The organism is Pseudomonas sp. P7759 (assembly GCF_013386445.1).
GTDB lineage: Bacteria > Pseudomonadota > Gammaproteobacteria > Pseudomonadales > Pseudomonadaceae > Aquipseudomonas > Aquipseudomonas azotoformans_A.
Genome location: NZ_JACART010000016.1, coordinates 1 through 13215, shown reverse-complemented (window position 1 = coordinate 13215; position 13215 = coordinate 1). Strand labels below are relative to the sequence as shown.

Genomic DNA, 13215 nt, shown 5'->3' with positions numbered 1-13215 from the left:
GATTTATGTCCAGCCTGGCCCTCCGCACCGCTGATACCCATTCCCGCCGCGCCGCGCTGACCCTGGCGTTATGCCTGCCCAGCGACGTGTTGCTCTACCTGCTGCTGCCGATGGAATCCCAGGCCTTCGGCATCACCCTGGCCCAGGCCGGTGTGCTGCTGGCGGCCAACCGCCTGGTGCGGATTTTCGGCTACCGCCATGTGCTCAATTTTTACGCGCGCAACGGTGACCGCCTGACCTGCATGATCGCCGCCGGCGCTGCCACTCTGTGCGCCGTGGGCAACTCGCTGCTGTCCGGCTTCGCCGCCTTGCTCTGCCTGCGCCTGGTGTGGGGCCTGTGTTTTGCTGCGTTGAACCTGTCGACCCAAGTATTGGCCACCTCGGAACCCGCCGGTGCCGCACGCCGGGCCGGGCGTTCCCGCGCGCTGATCGCCCTGGGGCCGATGCTGGCGTTGCCCCTGGGCGGCTGGCTGACATTGATGGCCGGGCCGCGTCCGATCTTTCTGATTCTGGCCGGCTGCTGCCTGGTGGGCTTGTGGATGGCGCGCGGCTTGCCTACGGTCGGGCATGACTTGCACAGCACGCCGGGGCGGCGCTTCAAGTGGCCGGACAGCGTGGCGATGTGGTCGTTTATCGAGGGGGTGGCGCTGGACGGCCTGTTTATCTTCGGCCTGTCGATCCAGGCGCAGAAGCTGCTGGGCGGTGATGCGGTGCTGATCGCCGGTGGCCTGATGGCGCTGCGGTACGTCTCGGAAATGCTCCTGAGCCCCCTGGGCGGTCGCGCGGCTCAGCGGTTTGGCGCGACCTCGATGCTGTTGCTGTTTTCGTTCCTGAGTGCCCTGGCCCTGACCGCATTTGGCAGCTACTGGGTGATTGTCGGCGCGGCGGCGGTGCTGGTGCTGCGTGCGCTGCAACTACCGCTGGTGACGACCCTGGTGGCCGAGCGCAACCCCGGTTCCATGCGCGTGTCGGCGCTGGCTTCAAATGCTGTGTGGCGCGACATCGGCGCAGGCCTCGGGCCCTTGCTCGCCGGCTTGCTGCTGCCGATCGCCTCGGCGCCCTGGGTGTTTGGCCTGGCCGGTGCGGCCATTGCCGTCAGCGCGGTGTTCTGCTGGCGGGCAAAGATTTCCAACTGACGATGTGAGGGTGTGCGTGTCCCATCAAGAAGACTTCGTAGGCGTGCTGGACAAGGCGTATCGACACTGGACCGGCCAGGGACTGCCGGCCCCGACCACCTCGACCCGCAACAGCGCCTGGCCTGGCTGCACCGCGACGCGCCCTACAGCCTGCTCGCCCATGACGGCGCCGCAGATCCGCGTTTTACCTACGTGAATGACTGCGCGTTGCAGTGCTTCAAATACCCGCGCGAGCGCTTCATCGGCATGCCTTCACGCTTCAGCGCCTCGGAACTCGACCGCGCCGCGCGCCAGGTGCTACTGGAGCAAGTCACCGCCAACGGCATCGCCGCCGGTTACAGCGGTTGGCGCGTAGATGCCTTTGATCAGCCCTTCATGATCCACGCCGGGGTAGTGTGGACCCTGCTCGACGACGCCGGGCAACCCTGCGGCCAGGCCGCGCTGTTTTGGCCCGACGCGCAACGCATCGGCATGCTGGCCTAAGCGGTTTTAAAGGCCTCCAGCCAGGCGGGGTCGAACCGGGTCTGCTCGGGATCGATCCCCAGCGCCTGCATCTTGGCCTTATGCGCCTCGACCTCAGCGACCATTTGCACCTGGGCGCTGGAATTGGCATCCAGCTCATGCATCTGCGTCAGGCCCAAATGATAAAAACGCAGCACCTTGATCGCCGTCGGGTCATTCGCCTGCACCCGCTCGGTGACCTTGTGCATCACATTGGTCACGCTCATCAGGTTGCGCTTGAGCTGCCAGCCATACACCGCCGCCGCCAGCCACGGCTGGCTCCAGAACGGCCCGCGCACCAGCGCCACCGTAATCAGCACCCCGGCGAACACACCGCCGACATTAAAGCGGAAATTATCCCCGCCAGGCTGGCCAAACAGCATCACCGCCAGGCTCGACAGCAACATCGCCAAGGCCAGGAACAGCACCGCCACAATCAACGTGCTGCGCCGGGTCTGTTGGCGGAAGGTGACGGGGTCGCAGGGTTTGAGCTCGAACATCCGGTTCATGCCTCCAGAAGGGGCGCGCATCATCTCACGCCTGGGCAAACAAGTTGAACGATGGCGCACGGCGGTTTCTCTAAACCTGTGTAGACCCCTTCGAGGTGAACCATCATGTCCGACTACAACCAACCACCGCCCGGCACCCCAAACCCTGACCGCACACCTGGAGAAGAAGAGCGCGACAACGATGCGTTGCGCCCCAACGACCCGGCAGAGCGTCAGGACGACGACGTGGAACGCGTCGAGGAAGACCTGGAAAACCTGCATGACAAGGCCCGCCCACTCTGAACGAGGAGAACGCCGTGAGTAACCCACCCAAAGGCCCGGCTTCGGGCGAGCATTCCAGTGGCAAGGATGAACTGGGGTTTGACCCGGATTCGCCGGATGTGGCGGATCCGCAGGTGGACCCTATCGGGCCGGCGATTGCGCCGTTGGATCAGGAGAAGAAGGATAAGGATAAGGAGGGGAGGAAGCCGCCTTATGATCCGTTGGGCGACTTGAAGCCTTGAGTCTGTGCGACCTTCCCATACCTGCATCCTGCAGAAGGTAAGGAGTTGACCGGCACCAGTCAGTCACTGACCATTGGTCGTCCACATGCCTGACGGCTGTAGCGGGGAGCTCGACCGGGAGCTCCTGACCTTCCTGCGCTACGTGTGGAATTTCGACCGTGACTCGCGCTCTGGCATCGAGACGACGCGCCCGGCGGTGGGGCCAGCGGTGCCAACTGTCCAGTTGCAAAATCGCCGGCAAATAGAGGCGTTGCTCTAGGGTTTTCCAGCCGCGCCGCCAGTGTTTTATGCCAAGCCAGGGAGTACGGATGAACCAGGCGGAGATTCAACCGATCACACACCTACCGCCACAGATAGCTGACCTTGAGAACGCGGCGTTGGCTGAGGGTTTCAGGTTTCTTACCCGATTGATCTCGGAGTGGCAGTCAGGCGCTAATCGCTTCGATGCGCCTGGAGAGTGCCTGATGGCAGCGTACTTGAACGAGCGAATGGTGGGGATCGGGGGGCTTTCAGTTGATCCCTACGCTGAGGCCAGTGTCGGGAGGTTGCGACGTGTGTACGTGGTGCCTGGTTCCAGAGGGCAGAATGTTGGTCAGAGGCTGGTGAGCGAGCTGCTTGTCCATGCTGCTTTGCACTTTAGAAGCGTGAGGCTTAATACCGATACTGTCGAGGGAAGCGCGTTTTACCTGCGCTGTGGCTTTGTGCGGGTAGAGGATGGGGATGCGACGCATAGGGTGGAGTTGAGTAACGATTGATGTGGGTAGGTTTCGGCCAGAAGCGGACAGGCGATAAATGGGTGAAGATTCATTAACGTCAACGATACCCCTTCGAAAGCCCGTCAAGTGATTAGGGCCTCACTTCCATATTGGACACTTCAGCCATATATTTGGCATAACTGAAATAAACGGAGTTTGGTCAGTGAGAGCGACAGGGAATGTTAACGACCATTCGGTATTTTTTTGTAGGTCATGGTTGACGCCTCAGCGCTGGAGCACGCAATGAGGGTATTACTCTTGATTGTTTGCTTCTCGGCCATTATTGCCGGTTGCGGGCCAACCAGTCGCTATGAAGTGAGTGGGGATCACGTCGTTTTTAATACACGTCGGGGCCCAAATTTTGTATCGGAAGCCGATGTAACCACCTTTCGCCCCATTGGCGGTTTATTTGCGAAAGACGCACGCCACGTCTTCTTCGGTGAGGAGGTGGTCGAGGGTGCAGACCCGTTATCGTTCAGTGTTATCGACGCTATGACGGGTCGTGACGCGAAGTCGATTTATCGCGCTTCTGATCGATGCGATGAGTGTGATTTTGAGTCTTTCCAGCGCGTTGGCGATGATTGGTATGTCGATAAAAACGCCGTCTATTCCGCCCTGAACAATGGCTGGAAGCGCACGGAACGGGCGAACTCAGGCTCGCTCACGGTTATTAATGACTGGTTTGCCAAGGACCGCAGCAATGTCTATCTGAGCGGCTACCGTATTGCCGGTGCCGACGCAGCATCATTTAAACTCGCTTCCTGTGGCGTTTGCAAAGTCTGTGGGGAGGACAAGAACCGCTGTTATTGGAACGATCAAGCCGTACCTTGTGACTGCAAACCCCACAATGGTGGCGATTTCGCTTGGCCTTTGCCGGAAACGGCGCCTGGCAAGGCCAGGGTCAGGACGCTTGAGATGAAGAGTCCGGTGCACGTTGTCAGTGTCGATGGCGTTGCAGAAAAAGCCTATTTGAATTTCGAGCTTGCTGCGGGTGAACACGTCTTGGGGCTCAATTGTCTGGACGCTAAAACAGGCCTGGCCGGAACACTTCCCATAAAGGTAAAGGCCGGTCGTTTGTATAGGCTTGAGCCCTTTGATGATCAGGCATGCGGGTTGCGTCTCCAACAACACGCGACGGTGCGTGGCAAGGCTTTCGGGCCCGAAATTCGTTTGGACAATGTACCGGGATCAGTTTCGGGAGTGAGACCTAATGGTGTGTTAGAAGCCGTACTACCCTCAGGCCGTCAGACCCTGACCTTTACTTGCCGTGACGTTACACGGGAAACCGTTCGACAAGCTTCGAGCCATTTGGAACTGGAACTCGCCCCTGGTTATTTCTATCAAGTCGATGCGAGCTTCAACGCACCTGAAAATAAATGCGATGTACGAGTTGTTACGGCTGAACCCTTGTAGTGCCGAGCTTTTGAGTTCGAATGGGCAGCAGGCAACTGACGCTACTGGCCGCTTCCCTCTTCAGGGACTCATGGCTGGATCCATGTCAGCTATGGGTCGATTAGCGACGGTCTGATCTCGACCGTCGCTATGCATCTCAAACCTCAGTCTGTTCCGCCATCTCCAGAGCGTCATCGACCTCAATACCCAGATATCGAACGGTGCTCTCCAGCTTCGTATGGCCCAGCAGCAGTTGAAACGCCCGCAGGTTCTTTGTCCTGCGATAGATCAGTGACGCCTTCGTACGTCTCATCGTATGAGTACCATACATGGCTGGATCAAGCCCAACGGCCTCCACCCAGCCTTTGACGATGCGAGCGTACTGCCGAGTGGATAGATGGTCTGAGTTATGCAGTCGGCTCGGGAAAAGGCAGTCCTCGCTGCGTAACTGGGCCTGACGTATCCAGGCCGCGAGAGCGGACCGTGTTTGTTCAGTAATCTCGAATTGCACAGGCCGCTGCGTTTTCTGCTGCATAACCATGGCTCGTGATGATACGTGCTCGCCATGGGCGACGTCGCGCACGCGGCGCTTGGTTAAGTCGCAAGCCCGAAGCTTGCTATCGATAGCCAGATCGAAAAGAGCCAGATCTCGAGTTCTTTCTGCAATTTGAAGCCTTACTCGGATAGCCCAGATATCTCTCAGTTGTAGCGGGGGTTTCTGTCCAACCAATTTTCCTTTGTTCCAAGGCTGACGGCTGCGGGTAGCGATAATGCTCATGACATGTCCTCCACATGTGGAAGGACAAGGATGGCTAACCAGAGCAACGGTCGCTGACCGGCCAATAACGGTCATTCGGCCACGGACTGTTCGGGTTGCAAGCGGTCGATTCCAGCAGAAACTTCGTGCAATTCAGAACGTGCAAAAATTAGGTGAAGGGTAGCCTGGTGAATGTCATAAAATCCGATTTGTCGTCCTTTTAGGATGCAATACTGCCCGTGGGAGCTTAGATTAAGACCTCCAGTGACCTTAGCGAGCTGCTAGCAAACCGCTGCCATTATGGCGTGTTGCCGTTTAGGTTTGGCGTGCATGGAACACATGGTTACTCACAAGAATTTTTTGGGCCATGCGCAGGATTGGATGCCGTCGGAAGTCATCCCATCGCTCAGTATCCTTGGAGATTTCGCGGCGAATACCACGGTTACCAGTAGCACGAAGTTTATTTCGTAACGGCATGATCTTAATTAAGGGCATCGGATGAGTAAGAGAAGGATTTTAACCATCGGTCTTGATTTGGCAACCGATGATACCGAGTATGTTGAGTTTTCATCTAAAATCTCTCTCTTGGATTGGGATATAGTTTTATTCAAGCCTGAGATAGATGAGTTTGTCCATGGCCACGCCCGGAGCTATCAGGGTAGACCACGGCTTGATGATGTTAAATCATTTCAGCTAAAAGAGAGCTGCGAACATTGGCGACGAGAGATAAAGCAAGCAGTTGAAGCAGGTAAAACTGTTTTTGTGTTTCTGCCGATACCGCTCGAGGTATATGTTGATACGGGAGGTCGCCAATATTCAGGTACTGGAAGGAATCAGAAAACCACTGTGCTGGTTGAGCCTTACAGTAACTACGAAGCTTTGCCGATGAATATTCCAAAAGTCGTCGCAAGCGGAAGCTCTATAAAGTTATCACCGAAGGGTGGGGATATAGTTGCTGCTTATTGGGCGCAATTTGAATCATTGTCTACCTATCACATTACAATGAGCGGCTCTGAAGTTCCAGCATGTTTAACGACAAAGGCCGGAGATAAACCGGTCGGAGCAATCTATCGAATGGGTGCCTCTCATGGCACGTTGCTGCTTCTTCCAGATCTGGATTTCTACGATCAGACTTACATGCTTGAAGATGACGAGTGCTCTTGGAGTAAGGAAGGGGAGCAATTCGCGAGTCGGATGATGGCGTGTGTCGTAGGGATAGATAAAGTCCTTCGTTCAAGGTCTGAGAAGACCCCGGAACCGAAGTGGGCATCGGAGTTAGAATTCGTGCTGACGGCCGAATTGGAGCTGAGAGTAAAGCTTCTCCATGCCGAGAGCCTCCTTGAGGAAGCCCAGAAAAATAAGGAAGTAATAGTTAATAGCCTAGCCAAGGCTGGATCCTTGCGAGCTTTGTTATTTGAAAAGGGTAAAACTCTTGAATTCGCAATTATTGACGCCTTACGGCTGTTAGGGTTTACCGTTTCAAATTTTCAGAATGCCGAGTCAGAGTTCGATGTGGTTTTTGAATGCGATCAAGGAAGATTGGTAGGCGAGGCTGAAGGCAAGGATACCAAAGCTGTTAACATCGAAAAGCTTCGACAACTTGCAATGAATATACATGAGGATTTGGCTCGAGACGAAGTCAGCATGCCCGCCAAGCCAGTGCTTTTCGGGAACGGTTATAGGCTTTTGGCACTTCATGAAAGAGCCGACCCATTTACCACGAAATGCCATAGTGCGGCTGCTAGCTCGTCAACGGCATTAGTATTTACTCCGGATCTCTTTGCCGTGGCGAAATATATACATTCTGCAACTGACCCAGCCTATGCTCGATTGTGCAGGGAGGCAATTTTGTCAAGCGCGGGGCGAGTAATATTTCCAATAGTTCCTGCTCTAGATGATGCGAGTGAGGTGACAAGCTTTGTTCAAGAGCCTGCGAGCTAGCGCGGCCTGCGGGCGGCGGTGGGTTAGAGTGATTGGCCGTTTTCCGCCTATCACGATGTAAGGCCCCCCTTTGCAATGAGTTGCTAATGGCTGATAGCACCCAGTTATATACATTAGCTGACGTTTGCTCACTGGGACGGGGTTTAGCCCGTCCCAGTGAGCAAAGCGAGCGATTAATTTAATTCAATTGTTAGATTTTGGCTGGCTTTCTGGCCATAAATCGATTGAATTTCTCACTTAGAACAAAAACGTACTCGCAAATTGCTTCAGCAAAATCTAGCAAATCTTTAGCATCTTCTTTTGATATTTTTTCGTCTGAGGCGTGTGCGCCGACATTTCTGTGCTTTCGAAGCTCATCACTCCACTGATAGAGTCTCTCATCAATTACCCCTTTTGATTTCAGTTCTTCCAGTCCTTTTGCGAGTGTCTTGCTTGAAGTGTTGTGATGTTTACATACCGCCTCTAAGGTGCGTCCGCTCATTACTACTGAGGCGCTATAGGCTCTGGCTTTATAGCAAAGCCTTGCTTCAGTTAGCGAGTTACGCGCAATATCGGGAATACTCCAGTCAATGTGGCTATCCTGCTTAGGCCATAACCTGACCACATCTGACCATTCATGCTTGTCCCAGCTGATTTGAATGAGCTCTGCACCGCCGAGTAGAGAGTTGTTGCAAATTGGGCATTGAAGGAGGATTGCCTTAAATGGGAACGGATCTTCATTAGGGTCATAAGACTCATGCTCACCCTTATAAACTCCATCGACCTTTGACTCGCAATATGAGCATTGAATGATCATGATTTAGACTTAACAATTTACTTTCCAAAAAACTGGGTGCGTAGCTCGAATTTTTCGAGCACAGAAACTTGTTAAGTACGTGATTATTCATTTTTACCGATTTTAGGCAAAAATAACTCTTCAATTGCTGACTCGGCAGATTCTCTAACTTCTTTAGAAGGCTCCGGATCTAACTTGTTCTCTACAAAACTTATTGCATTCATCCAGCTCATATATTCTTCATCGGAAAATTCAGTAGCTTTTTTACCTGCTTTGCCCTCAATAAAGGCAATCAATGAAAACGTTAATGTCTTTGCCTCTACTGAGGGGTAACTCTGAAAATCATCTTCAAAAAAATCTTTTTCATATTCTTCAAAATAGTCGGCTTGCTTCAAGTATCGACTGAGATAATAAAAAGCGGCTCTTGCATCGGATATTTCGTAACCTGAGATTACATCTTCTAGTTTTTCCATGTTAGCCAATCCTGATAATGTCAAATGCTGATTGAGGTAGGTCGGACAATATATACTCATGAGACAAAGGGTTTGCTCGATCTTTGACATCTACTTTTTGATAAAAAGGTACGGCTTCAAGGCGCGCAATCACACATAGAAGGGGCCTGAAGTGTTGATCTTTTGTCTTCTTAGAAATGTATACAATTTCATCATGAGCTTCTTGCGTGATTTTACCTAGCTTCAACATGATCGAAGCGCCTTTCCTAATACCCCTTCGATTTAACTCTATTTTCGTATTGTGGTGATCTGCGGCATCAACTTCTTTTTTTAGAGTATTGTAGATTTCCACAGGTGATGAACTCGGTGGGACCGTGAAATGCGGAGATTCAAAATCAGACCCAAAATATGGGGTGCACCACATATAGTGTTTATCCCCATAATATTTTTTATTTATATTGTAGGCCAGCGTCGTCATGGCCGAATATAGAATCGGATGAGTTATGTCCTTTAGCGACATCATTTTCCCTCTTTGATAACCATTGCTTTGCTTTCATATAACTATAAATAGGCGGAAAACGGGGTGATTTTTTCGTTATTAGTGTCTGATAACGTTCCTTGTGCACCTGCGATTCCGTGATCTGCTTAACTGCCCCGTTAGCAAAGACTGCATACTGCGGGGAGAAAAGCGATGGGGCTCCAAGGCACATTACGGTGTGATAAGCACTGTGTCTATAGTCCGCTCCTGGTCGCTAGCGAACATCCAGGAACGACAGCTTCTTGGCCGATTTCTGCCTACCGCCACCGACAGCTTTTGGCCGAAAGCAGTCGTTCGTAAGTGGCAGCTCTCGGCCAGAATCTGTCATCTAGACTCAAAAAAAACTCCACCCACTAACCCCGCTTTTTAACCGGCACAGCCCAATGCCTCAGCCCTTCCTCAGCATACTTGCCCAGGCCTGTGTCGAACTGCTGCGCCATAAGCTCCAACGCTACCTTCGAATCGCCAGAGCCAATACGCGCTAACGCATAAGCGCACTTGCGCTGGAACTCTTCCAGGTTGCCCCACCTGATCAGGTATTCGAAATTCTTCTGCGAGGCTTGCGCAATTGCGGGCGTCGCGCAGTTTTCCCCGATTAGCCCCAACTCAAAAACGATATCTTCATGCTCTTCATGCCAGTCTTCCAGCAGGAGCTTCGCCAAAAGTGGCGCGGTCGTTTGTGCGTCGACGCCGGCGAGTGCAGTCCAGAAGGCCGCACTGTCTTTGGCTCGCAAGGCGAACTCGGCTTTCTCATACAGCCCGCTCATGGGAACGTCGCTCCTGGCTATAAACAGATGTGTGGAAAACTGCTGGGGTTTGGATTTATGTAGCCCACTCTAATCCATTGCCGTCGTCCGAGTTGAACCCTCGGGTGCTTTCGATCATTTCGTAAGCGTGAATCGAAACGCCTGCTCTTGCAGGCTCGTTTTGATTAACGCGATCAATTGTTGGGTGGCGGGACTCGGGTCGTCGTTATCGCAGTGAAGCACATAGCCAAGGCTTGGCACGGGGGGCAAGCCCGACACAACGGTCAAGTGGCTCGGCAGCCCAATGCGGGTTCGCAGTGTCAGGCCCAGTCCGGCGGCGACGGCCGCCCAGATGCCGTCGACGCTGGGGCTGGTCAGGGCAATTCGCCATGGAATGCGTGCGGCATCCAGCGCTTGGGTGGCGGCGCTGCGCAATAGGCATGGCGCGTCGAACAGGATCAATGGCAACGGTGAGTCGTCAAGGGCCGTCAGCAGTGATGTGTCGCGGGGCCCGATCCAGTGCATCTGTGTTTCGCCCAGATGTGTGGCATAGGGCGACGCGTGCCCGGTGTCCCAGGTCAGGGCGAGGTCCAGATTGGAGCGTTCGACCAGCGCCAGCAGTTCGGCGTTACGGGCGATCCTGACTTCGAGATTGACCCTCGGGTAAGCCTGGACGAAACGTCGCAGGATATCGCTCAGGAAATGCTCGCCAAAGTCTTCTTGAAGCCCAAGGCGTAGGGTTCCGGCGGTTTGGCCTTCGTGTAGGGTCTGAAAAATGCCGTCGTTCAGCTCCAGCAAACGGCGGGCATGACTGAGCAGTGTTTCTCCCGTGGGGGTCAAGGCCAGCCCGCGGCCGGACTTGGCCAGGATCGGCGTACCGACCTGCTCTTCGAGTTTCTTCAATTGGGCGCTGATGGCAGACGTCGAACGACCGAGACGATCCGCCGCTCTGGCAAAACTGTTGAACTCCACGCCGGTGACGAAGGTACGCAATACGTCAAGATCGAAGGTTGGGCGGCGCATTCAACGGTCCACTAATTCGGGATGATGGGTGCTATTAAATCTGATATTCGGGACTATCGCGAGTTGATAGTTTTTCCTCGTCAATAGGGACTTTAGGGGGAAAAACGATGATCACGGGGCGAGAACACCAGAGCAGCTACCCGCAAAAATTTGCCGAGCTGACTGACGACGTATTGTTTGGTGACATGTGGACGCGTACGCAATTGAGTCCCCGTGAGCGCAGCCTGGCGACAGTGGCCGCGCTGGTGGCGATGTACCGTCCGGAACAGCTGCCTTTTCATTTGAAACGTGCACTGGATAACGGCTTGAGTGTTGAGGAGCTGGCAGAGGTCATCACCCATCTGGCGTTTTATTCAGGTTGGCCAACAGCCGCCTCGGCGTTGAATGTGCTCAGTGAACTACAGGCCAGCCTTCCAACACCTCAGGAGTAACCGTTGATGCCGTTTGCACGAATTTCACTGCACCGTGGGAAGTCGGTCGAGTATTTACACGCGCTGTCTGACGGGTTGCACGACGCCTTGGTCGAGAGCTTCGAGGTGCCGAAGACTGATCGCTTCCAGGCTATTCACCAACATGAGGTTGGCGAGCTGATATTCGACTCCCATTACTTGGGCGGGCCGCGTAGCCATGATTTTGTGCTGATCGCGATAACCGCCGGCCGTCCTCGAAGTGTTGAGACCAAGCAGCGTTTTTACCGCGATCTGGTTGAAAAATTGGAGCGGGCGACGGGACTGAACGCGGAGGATGTGATGGTGGTGATTTCGACTACAGCCGGTGACGAGTGGTCGTTTGGAGGCGGGCGGGGAAACTAGCCTGCAAGTTTATGCATCGCCTGTACGGATAGCCGAAAGGCGTCATTTACGAATAGCTGCGACTACCCAGAAAGCCCCGCCTCACCCAGCGGGGCTTTCCCCCCTCACTTCGGCGCCACCCACGTCACCTCCGTAATCCCAAACTTCTCTGCCCACGGTCGGGTCGTCTTCTTCACTTGTTCATGCCCAACCCGCCCCACGCGGCTTACATGGGCGATATCGGCATCCACCGCCGCCCAGTGCCAGGCTTCGGCGTTGTTCATCACTTCGGCGCGCACCACAAAGGATTTTGGTTTGCCGTGCAGCTGGTAGTTGATGGTGTAGATTTTTGCGGTACTCATGTTGCCTCCCTGTGTTGTTATAGATGGATAGGGCAGCGTTCAAAAAGGTTCATTCAAAATGACAATCTGTCTGTCGGCGCGGCATAGTGTCGCCTTCCTCCCGCGCCCAAGGATTGCGCCATGTCACTGTTGATCCATAGCCGCCTCTATCTGCAACGCCTGGGTTATGACTCGCCGCCAGCGCCGACCTTGCACACCTTGCGGGAGCTGCAACTGCGTCATGTGTGCACCTTTGCGTTCGAGAACCTGTCCAGCCTGATGCGCCTGCCGGTGCCAATCGATTTGGCCAGTGTCGAGCAGAAAGTGCTGCTGGAGGGGCGGGGTGGGTATTGCTACGAGTTGAACCAGATGTTCCTGGCGTTGTTGCAGGAACTCGGCTTTGACGCGCGCGGCATCACCGGGCGGGTGGTGATGGGTGGGCCGCCGGATGCGCGGACGGCGCGTACCCATCGCTTGAGCCTGGTGACGTTGGATGGCGTGCGCTATATCACCGATGTCGGCTTTGGCGGCATGGTGCCCAGCAGTCCGTTGTTGTTGGACACCGAGGCGGTGCAGTCCACGGCGCATGAGCCTTATAGACTGAGCTTCGACGGGCAGGGCAGTTACACCCTGTGGGCGCAAGTGGCCGAGGAGTGGCGCGGCCTGTATGTGTTCGATCTGCAAGTGCAGGCGGTCATCGATTATGAAATCGGCAACTGGTATGTCTCCACCCACCCGGACTCGGTATTCGTTGGCCAATTGAAGGTTGCACGATTGGCTGCGGGTAGACGGCACACGCTGAACAATGCCAACTATGCAATTCACTACCTGGACCGGCCGAGTGAAAAGCGCGCGCTCGCCAGTGCCGACGAGGTGCTGCAGGTGTTGACGGAAACTTTCGAGATTCGTGTACCGGTCACGCTGGAGCTGCGGGCAGCCCTTGACGGCTTGCTAGTGACCCATTGATTGAGATAGAGCCTTCGCTGAACCTGAAGGGCGACGTGCCGGTGGCGGCGGGTGAGGCGGGGTCCCTGCGCCTTTCGCGGCAAGGGGGG

The 13215-nt window shown here is 54.7% G+C and carries 17 protein-coding genes and 1 pseudogene; 10 read left to right on the top strand and 8 right to left on the bottom strand.

Annotated elements, in window-relative coordinates:
• The first annotated feature begins 5 nt into the window (after positions 1–5).
• Both HX823_RS14725 and HX823_RS14720 read left to right on the top strand, forming a co-directional pair.
• Entirely contained in the window at positions 6–1136 is a 1131-nt protein-coding gene (locus HX823_RS14725) for an MFS transporter (RefSeq protein WP_016979669.1), read from the top strand.
• 43 nt (positions 1137–1179) lie between these two features.
• A pseudogene (locus HX823_RS14720) lies at positions 1180–1619 on the top strand (MEKHLA domain-containing protein).
• Here HX823_RS14720 and HX823_RS14715 read toward each other — a convergent pair.
• Entirely contained in the window at positions 1616–2137 is a 522-nt protein-coding gene (locus tag HX823_RS14715; RefSeq protein WP_177075418.1) for a DUF3087 family protein, read from the bottom strand. The pseudogene HX823_RS14720 and the gene HX823_RS14715 overlap by 4 nt on opposite strands.
• A 114-nt stretch (positions 2138–2251) precedes the next feature.
• Here HX823_RS14715 and HX823_RS14710 point away from each other — a divergent pair, with 114 nt between their 5' ends.
• The 4 genes from HX823_RS14710 to HX823_RS14695 all read left to right on the top strand — a co-directional run bounded on the left by HX823_RS14710 (position 2252) and on the right by HX823_RS14695 (position 4817).
• On the top strand, positions 2252–2428 hold the full coding sequence (locus HX823_RS14710; protein WP_016979666.1) for a hypothetical protein: 177 nt from the start codon (positions 2252–2254) through the stop codon (positions 2426–2428).
• A 14-nt stretch (positions 2429–2442) separates the two neighbouring features.
• Positions 2443–2649 (top strand): DUF6021 family protein, encoded by a 207-nt coding sequence (locus HX823_RS14705; protein ID WP_177075288.1) that lies wholly within the window; start codon positions 2443–2445, stop codon positions 2647–2649.
• A 308-nt stretch (positions 2650–2957) separates the two neighbouring features.
• A complete protein-coding gene (locus HX823_RS14700; protein WP_177075287.1) occupies positions 2958–3404 on the top strand; it encodes a GNAT family N-acetyltransferase in 447 nt (148 codons plus the stop codon).
• A 243-nt stretch (positions 3405–3647) separates the two neighbouring features.
• A complete protein-coding gene (locus HX823_RS14695) occupies positions 3648–4817 on the top strand; it encodes a DKNYY domain-containing protein (protein WP_177075286.1) in 1170 nt (389 codons plus the stop codon).
• A 136-nt stretch (positions 4818–4953) separates the two neighbouring features.
• Here the strand turns inward: HX823_RS14695 and HX823_RS14690 are convergent, their stop codons facing one another.
• On the bottom strand, positions 4954–5574 hold the full coding sequence (locus tag HX823_RS14690) for a tyrosine-type recombinase/integrase (protein ID WP_177075285.1): 621 nt from the start codon (positions 5572–5574) through the stop codon (positions 4954–4956).
• Positions 5575–6051: 477 nt separating this feature from the next.
• Between HX823_RS14690 and HX823_RS14685 the strand changes: the two genes are divergently transcribed.
• Positions 6052–7494 (top strand): hypothetical protein, encoded by a 1443-nt coding sequence (locus HX823_RS14685; RefSeq protein ID WP_177075284.1) that lies wholly within the window; start codon positions 6052–6054, stop codon positions 7492–7494.
• A 190-nt stretch (positions 7495–7684) separates the two neighbouring features.
• Here the strand turns inward: HX823_RS14685 and HX823_RS14680 are convergent, their stop codons facing one another.
• The 5 genes from HX823_RS14680 to HX823_RS14660 all read right to left on the bottom strand — a co-directional run bounded on the left by HX823_RS14680 (position 7685) and on the right by HX823_RS14660 (position 11028).
• Positions 7685–8290: a DUF4145 domain-containing protein gene (locus HX823_RS14680; RefSeq protein ID WP_177075283.1), complete on the bottom strand. Its 606-nt coding sequence runs from the start codon at positions 8288–8290 to the stop codon at positions 7685–7687.
• Between the two features lie 83 nt (positions 8291–8373).
• Positions 8374–8742, bottom strand: a complete 369-nt coding sequence (locus HX823_RS14675; RefSeq protein WP_177075282.1) for a hypothetical protein — start codon at positions 8740–8742, stop codon at positions 8374–8376.
• A 1-nt stretch (position 8743) separates the two neighbouring features.
• Entirely contained in the window at positions 8744–9244 is a 501-nt protein-coding gene (locus tag HX823_RS14670; protein WP_156684351.1) for a hypothetical protein, read from the bottom strand.
• Between the two features lie 368 nt (positions 9245–9612).
• A complete protein-coding gene (locus HX823_RS14665) occupies positions 9613–10026 on the bottom strand; it encodes a hypothetical protein (RefSeq protein WP_177075281.1) in 414 nt (137 codons plus the stop codon).
• 114 nt (positions 10027–10140) lie between these two features.
• On the bottom strand, positions 10141–11028 hold the full coding sequence (locus HX823_RS14660) for a LysR substrate-binding domain-containing protein (RefSeq protein ID WP_177075280.1): 888 nt from the start codon (positions 11026–11028) through the stop codon (positions 10141–10143).
• 107 nt (positions 11029–11135) lie between these two features.
• Between HX823_RS14660 and HX823_RS14655 the strand changes: the two genes are divergently transcribed.
• Positions 11136–11459 (top strand): carboxymuconolactone decarboxylase family protein, encoded by a 324-nt coding sequence (locus HX823_RS14655; protein WP_177075279.1) that lies wholly within the window; start codon positions 11136–11138, stop codon positions 11457–11459.
• A gap of 6 nt (positions 11460–11465) precedes the next feature.
• Positions 11466–11840 (top strand): tautomerase family protein, encoded by a 375-nt coding sequence (locus HX823_RS14650; protein ID WP_177075278.1) that lies wholly within the window; start codon positions 11466–11468, stop codon positions 11838–11840.
• A 104-nt stretch (positions 11841–11944) separates the two neighbouring features.
• Here HX823_RS14650 and HX823_RS14645 read toward each other — a convergent pair whose 3' ends face one another.
• Entirely contained in the window at positions 11945–12181 is a 237-nt protein-coding gene (locus HX823_RS14645) for a DUF6555 family protein (protein WP_016979650.1), read from the bottom strand.
• Positions 12182–12301: 120 nt separating this feature from the next.
• Here HX823_RS14645 and HX823_RS14640 point away from each other — a divergent pair, with 120 nt between their 5' ends.
• Positions 12302–13126, top strand: a complete 825-nt coding sequence (locus tag HX823_RS14640) for an arylamine N-acetyltransferase (RefSeq protein WP_177075277.1) — start codon at positions 12302–12304, stop codon at positions 13124–13126.
• Positions 13127–13215: the final 89 nt, after the last annotated feature.

Excerpts from the sequence above, each read along its gene's own strand:
- HX823_RS14695 (WP_177075286.1), top strand. The coding sequence starts at position 3,648 with ATGAGGGTATTACTCTTGATTGTTTGCTTCTCGGCCATTATTGCCGGT.
- HX823_RS14680 (WP_177075283.1), bottom strand. The coding sequence starts at position 8,290 with ATGATCATTCAATGCTCATATTGCGAGTCAAAGGTCGATGGAGTTTAT.
- HX823_RS14690 (WP_177075285.1), bottom strand. The coding sequence starts at position 5,574 with ATGAGCATTATCGCTACCCGCAGCCGTCAGCCTTGGAACAAAGGAAAA.
- HX823_RS14655 (WP_177075279.1), top strand. The coding sequence starts at position 11,136 with ATGATCACGGGGCGAGAACACCAGAGCAGCTACCCGCAAAAATTTGCC.
- HX823_RS14650 (WP_177075278.1), top strand. The coding sequence starts at position 11,466 with ATGCCGTTTGCACGAATTTCACTGCACCGTGGGAAGTCGGTCGAGTAT.
- HX823_RS14700 (WP_177075287.1), top strand. The coding sequence starts at position 2,958 with ATGAACCAGGCGGAGATTCAACCGATCACACACCTACCGCCACAGATA.
- HX823_RS14675 (WP_177075282.1), bottom strand. The coding sequence starts at position 8,742 with ATGGAAAAACTAGAAGATGTAATCTCAGGTTACGAAATATCCGATGCA.
- HX823_RS14685 (WP_177075284.1), top strand. The coding sequence starts at position 6,052 with ATGAGTAAGAGAAGGATTTTAACCATCGGTCTTGATTTGGCAACCGAT.
- HX823_RS14665 (WP_177075281.1), bottom strand. The coding sequence starts at position 10,026 with ATGAGCGGGCTGTATGAGAAAGCCGAGTTCGCCTTGCGAGCCAAAGAC.
- HX823_RS14710 (WP_016979666.1), top strand. The coding sequence starts at position 2,252 with ATGTCCGACTACAACCAACCACCGCCCGGCACCCCAAACCCTGACCGC.
- HX823_RS14670 (WP_156684351.1), bottom strand. The coding sequence starts at position 9,244 with ATGATGTCGCTAAAGGACATAACTCATCCGATTCTATATTCGGCCATG.
- HX823_RS14660 (WP_177075280.1), bottom strand. The coding sequence starts at position 11,028 with ATGCGCCGCCCAACCTTCGATCTTGACGTATTGCGTACCTTCGTCACC.
- HX823_RS14725 (WP_016979669.1), top strand. The coding sequence starts at position 6 with ATGTCCAGCCTGGCCCTCCGCACCGCTGATACCCATTCCCGCCGCGCC.
- HX823_RS14640 (WP_177075277.1), top strand. The coding sequence starts at position 12,302 with ATGTCACTGTTGATCCATAGCCGCCTCTATCTGCAACGCCTGGGTTAT.
- HX823_RS14715 (WP_177075418.1), bottom strand. The coding sequence starts at position 2,137 with ATGTTCGAGCTCAAACCCTGCGACCCCGTCACCTTCCGCCAACAGACC.
- HX823_RS14645 (WP_016979650.1), bottom strand. The coding sequence starts at position 12,181 with ATGAGTACCGCAAAAATCTACACCATCAACTACCAGCTGCACGGCAAA.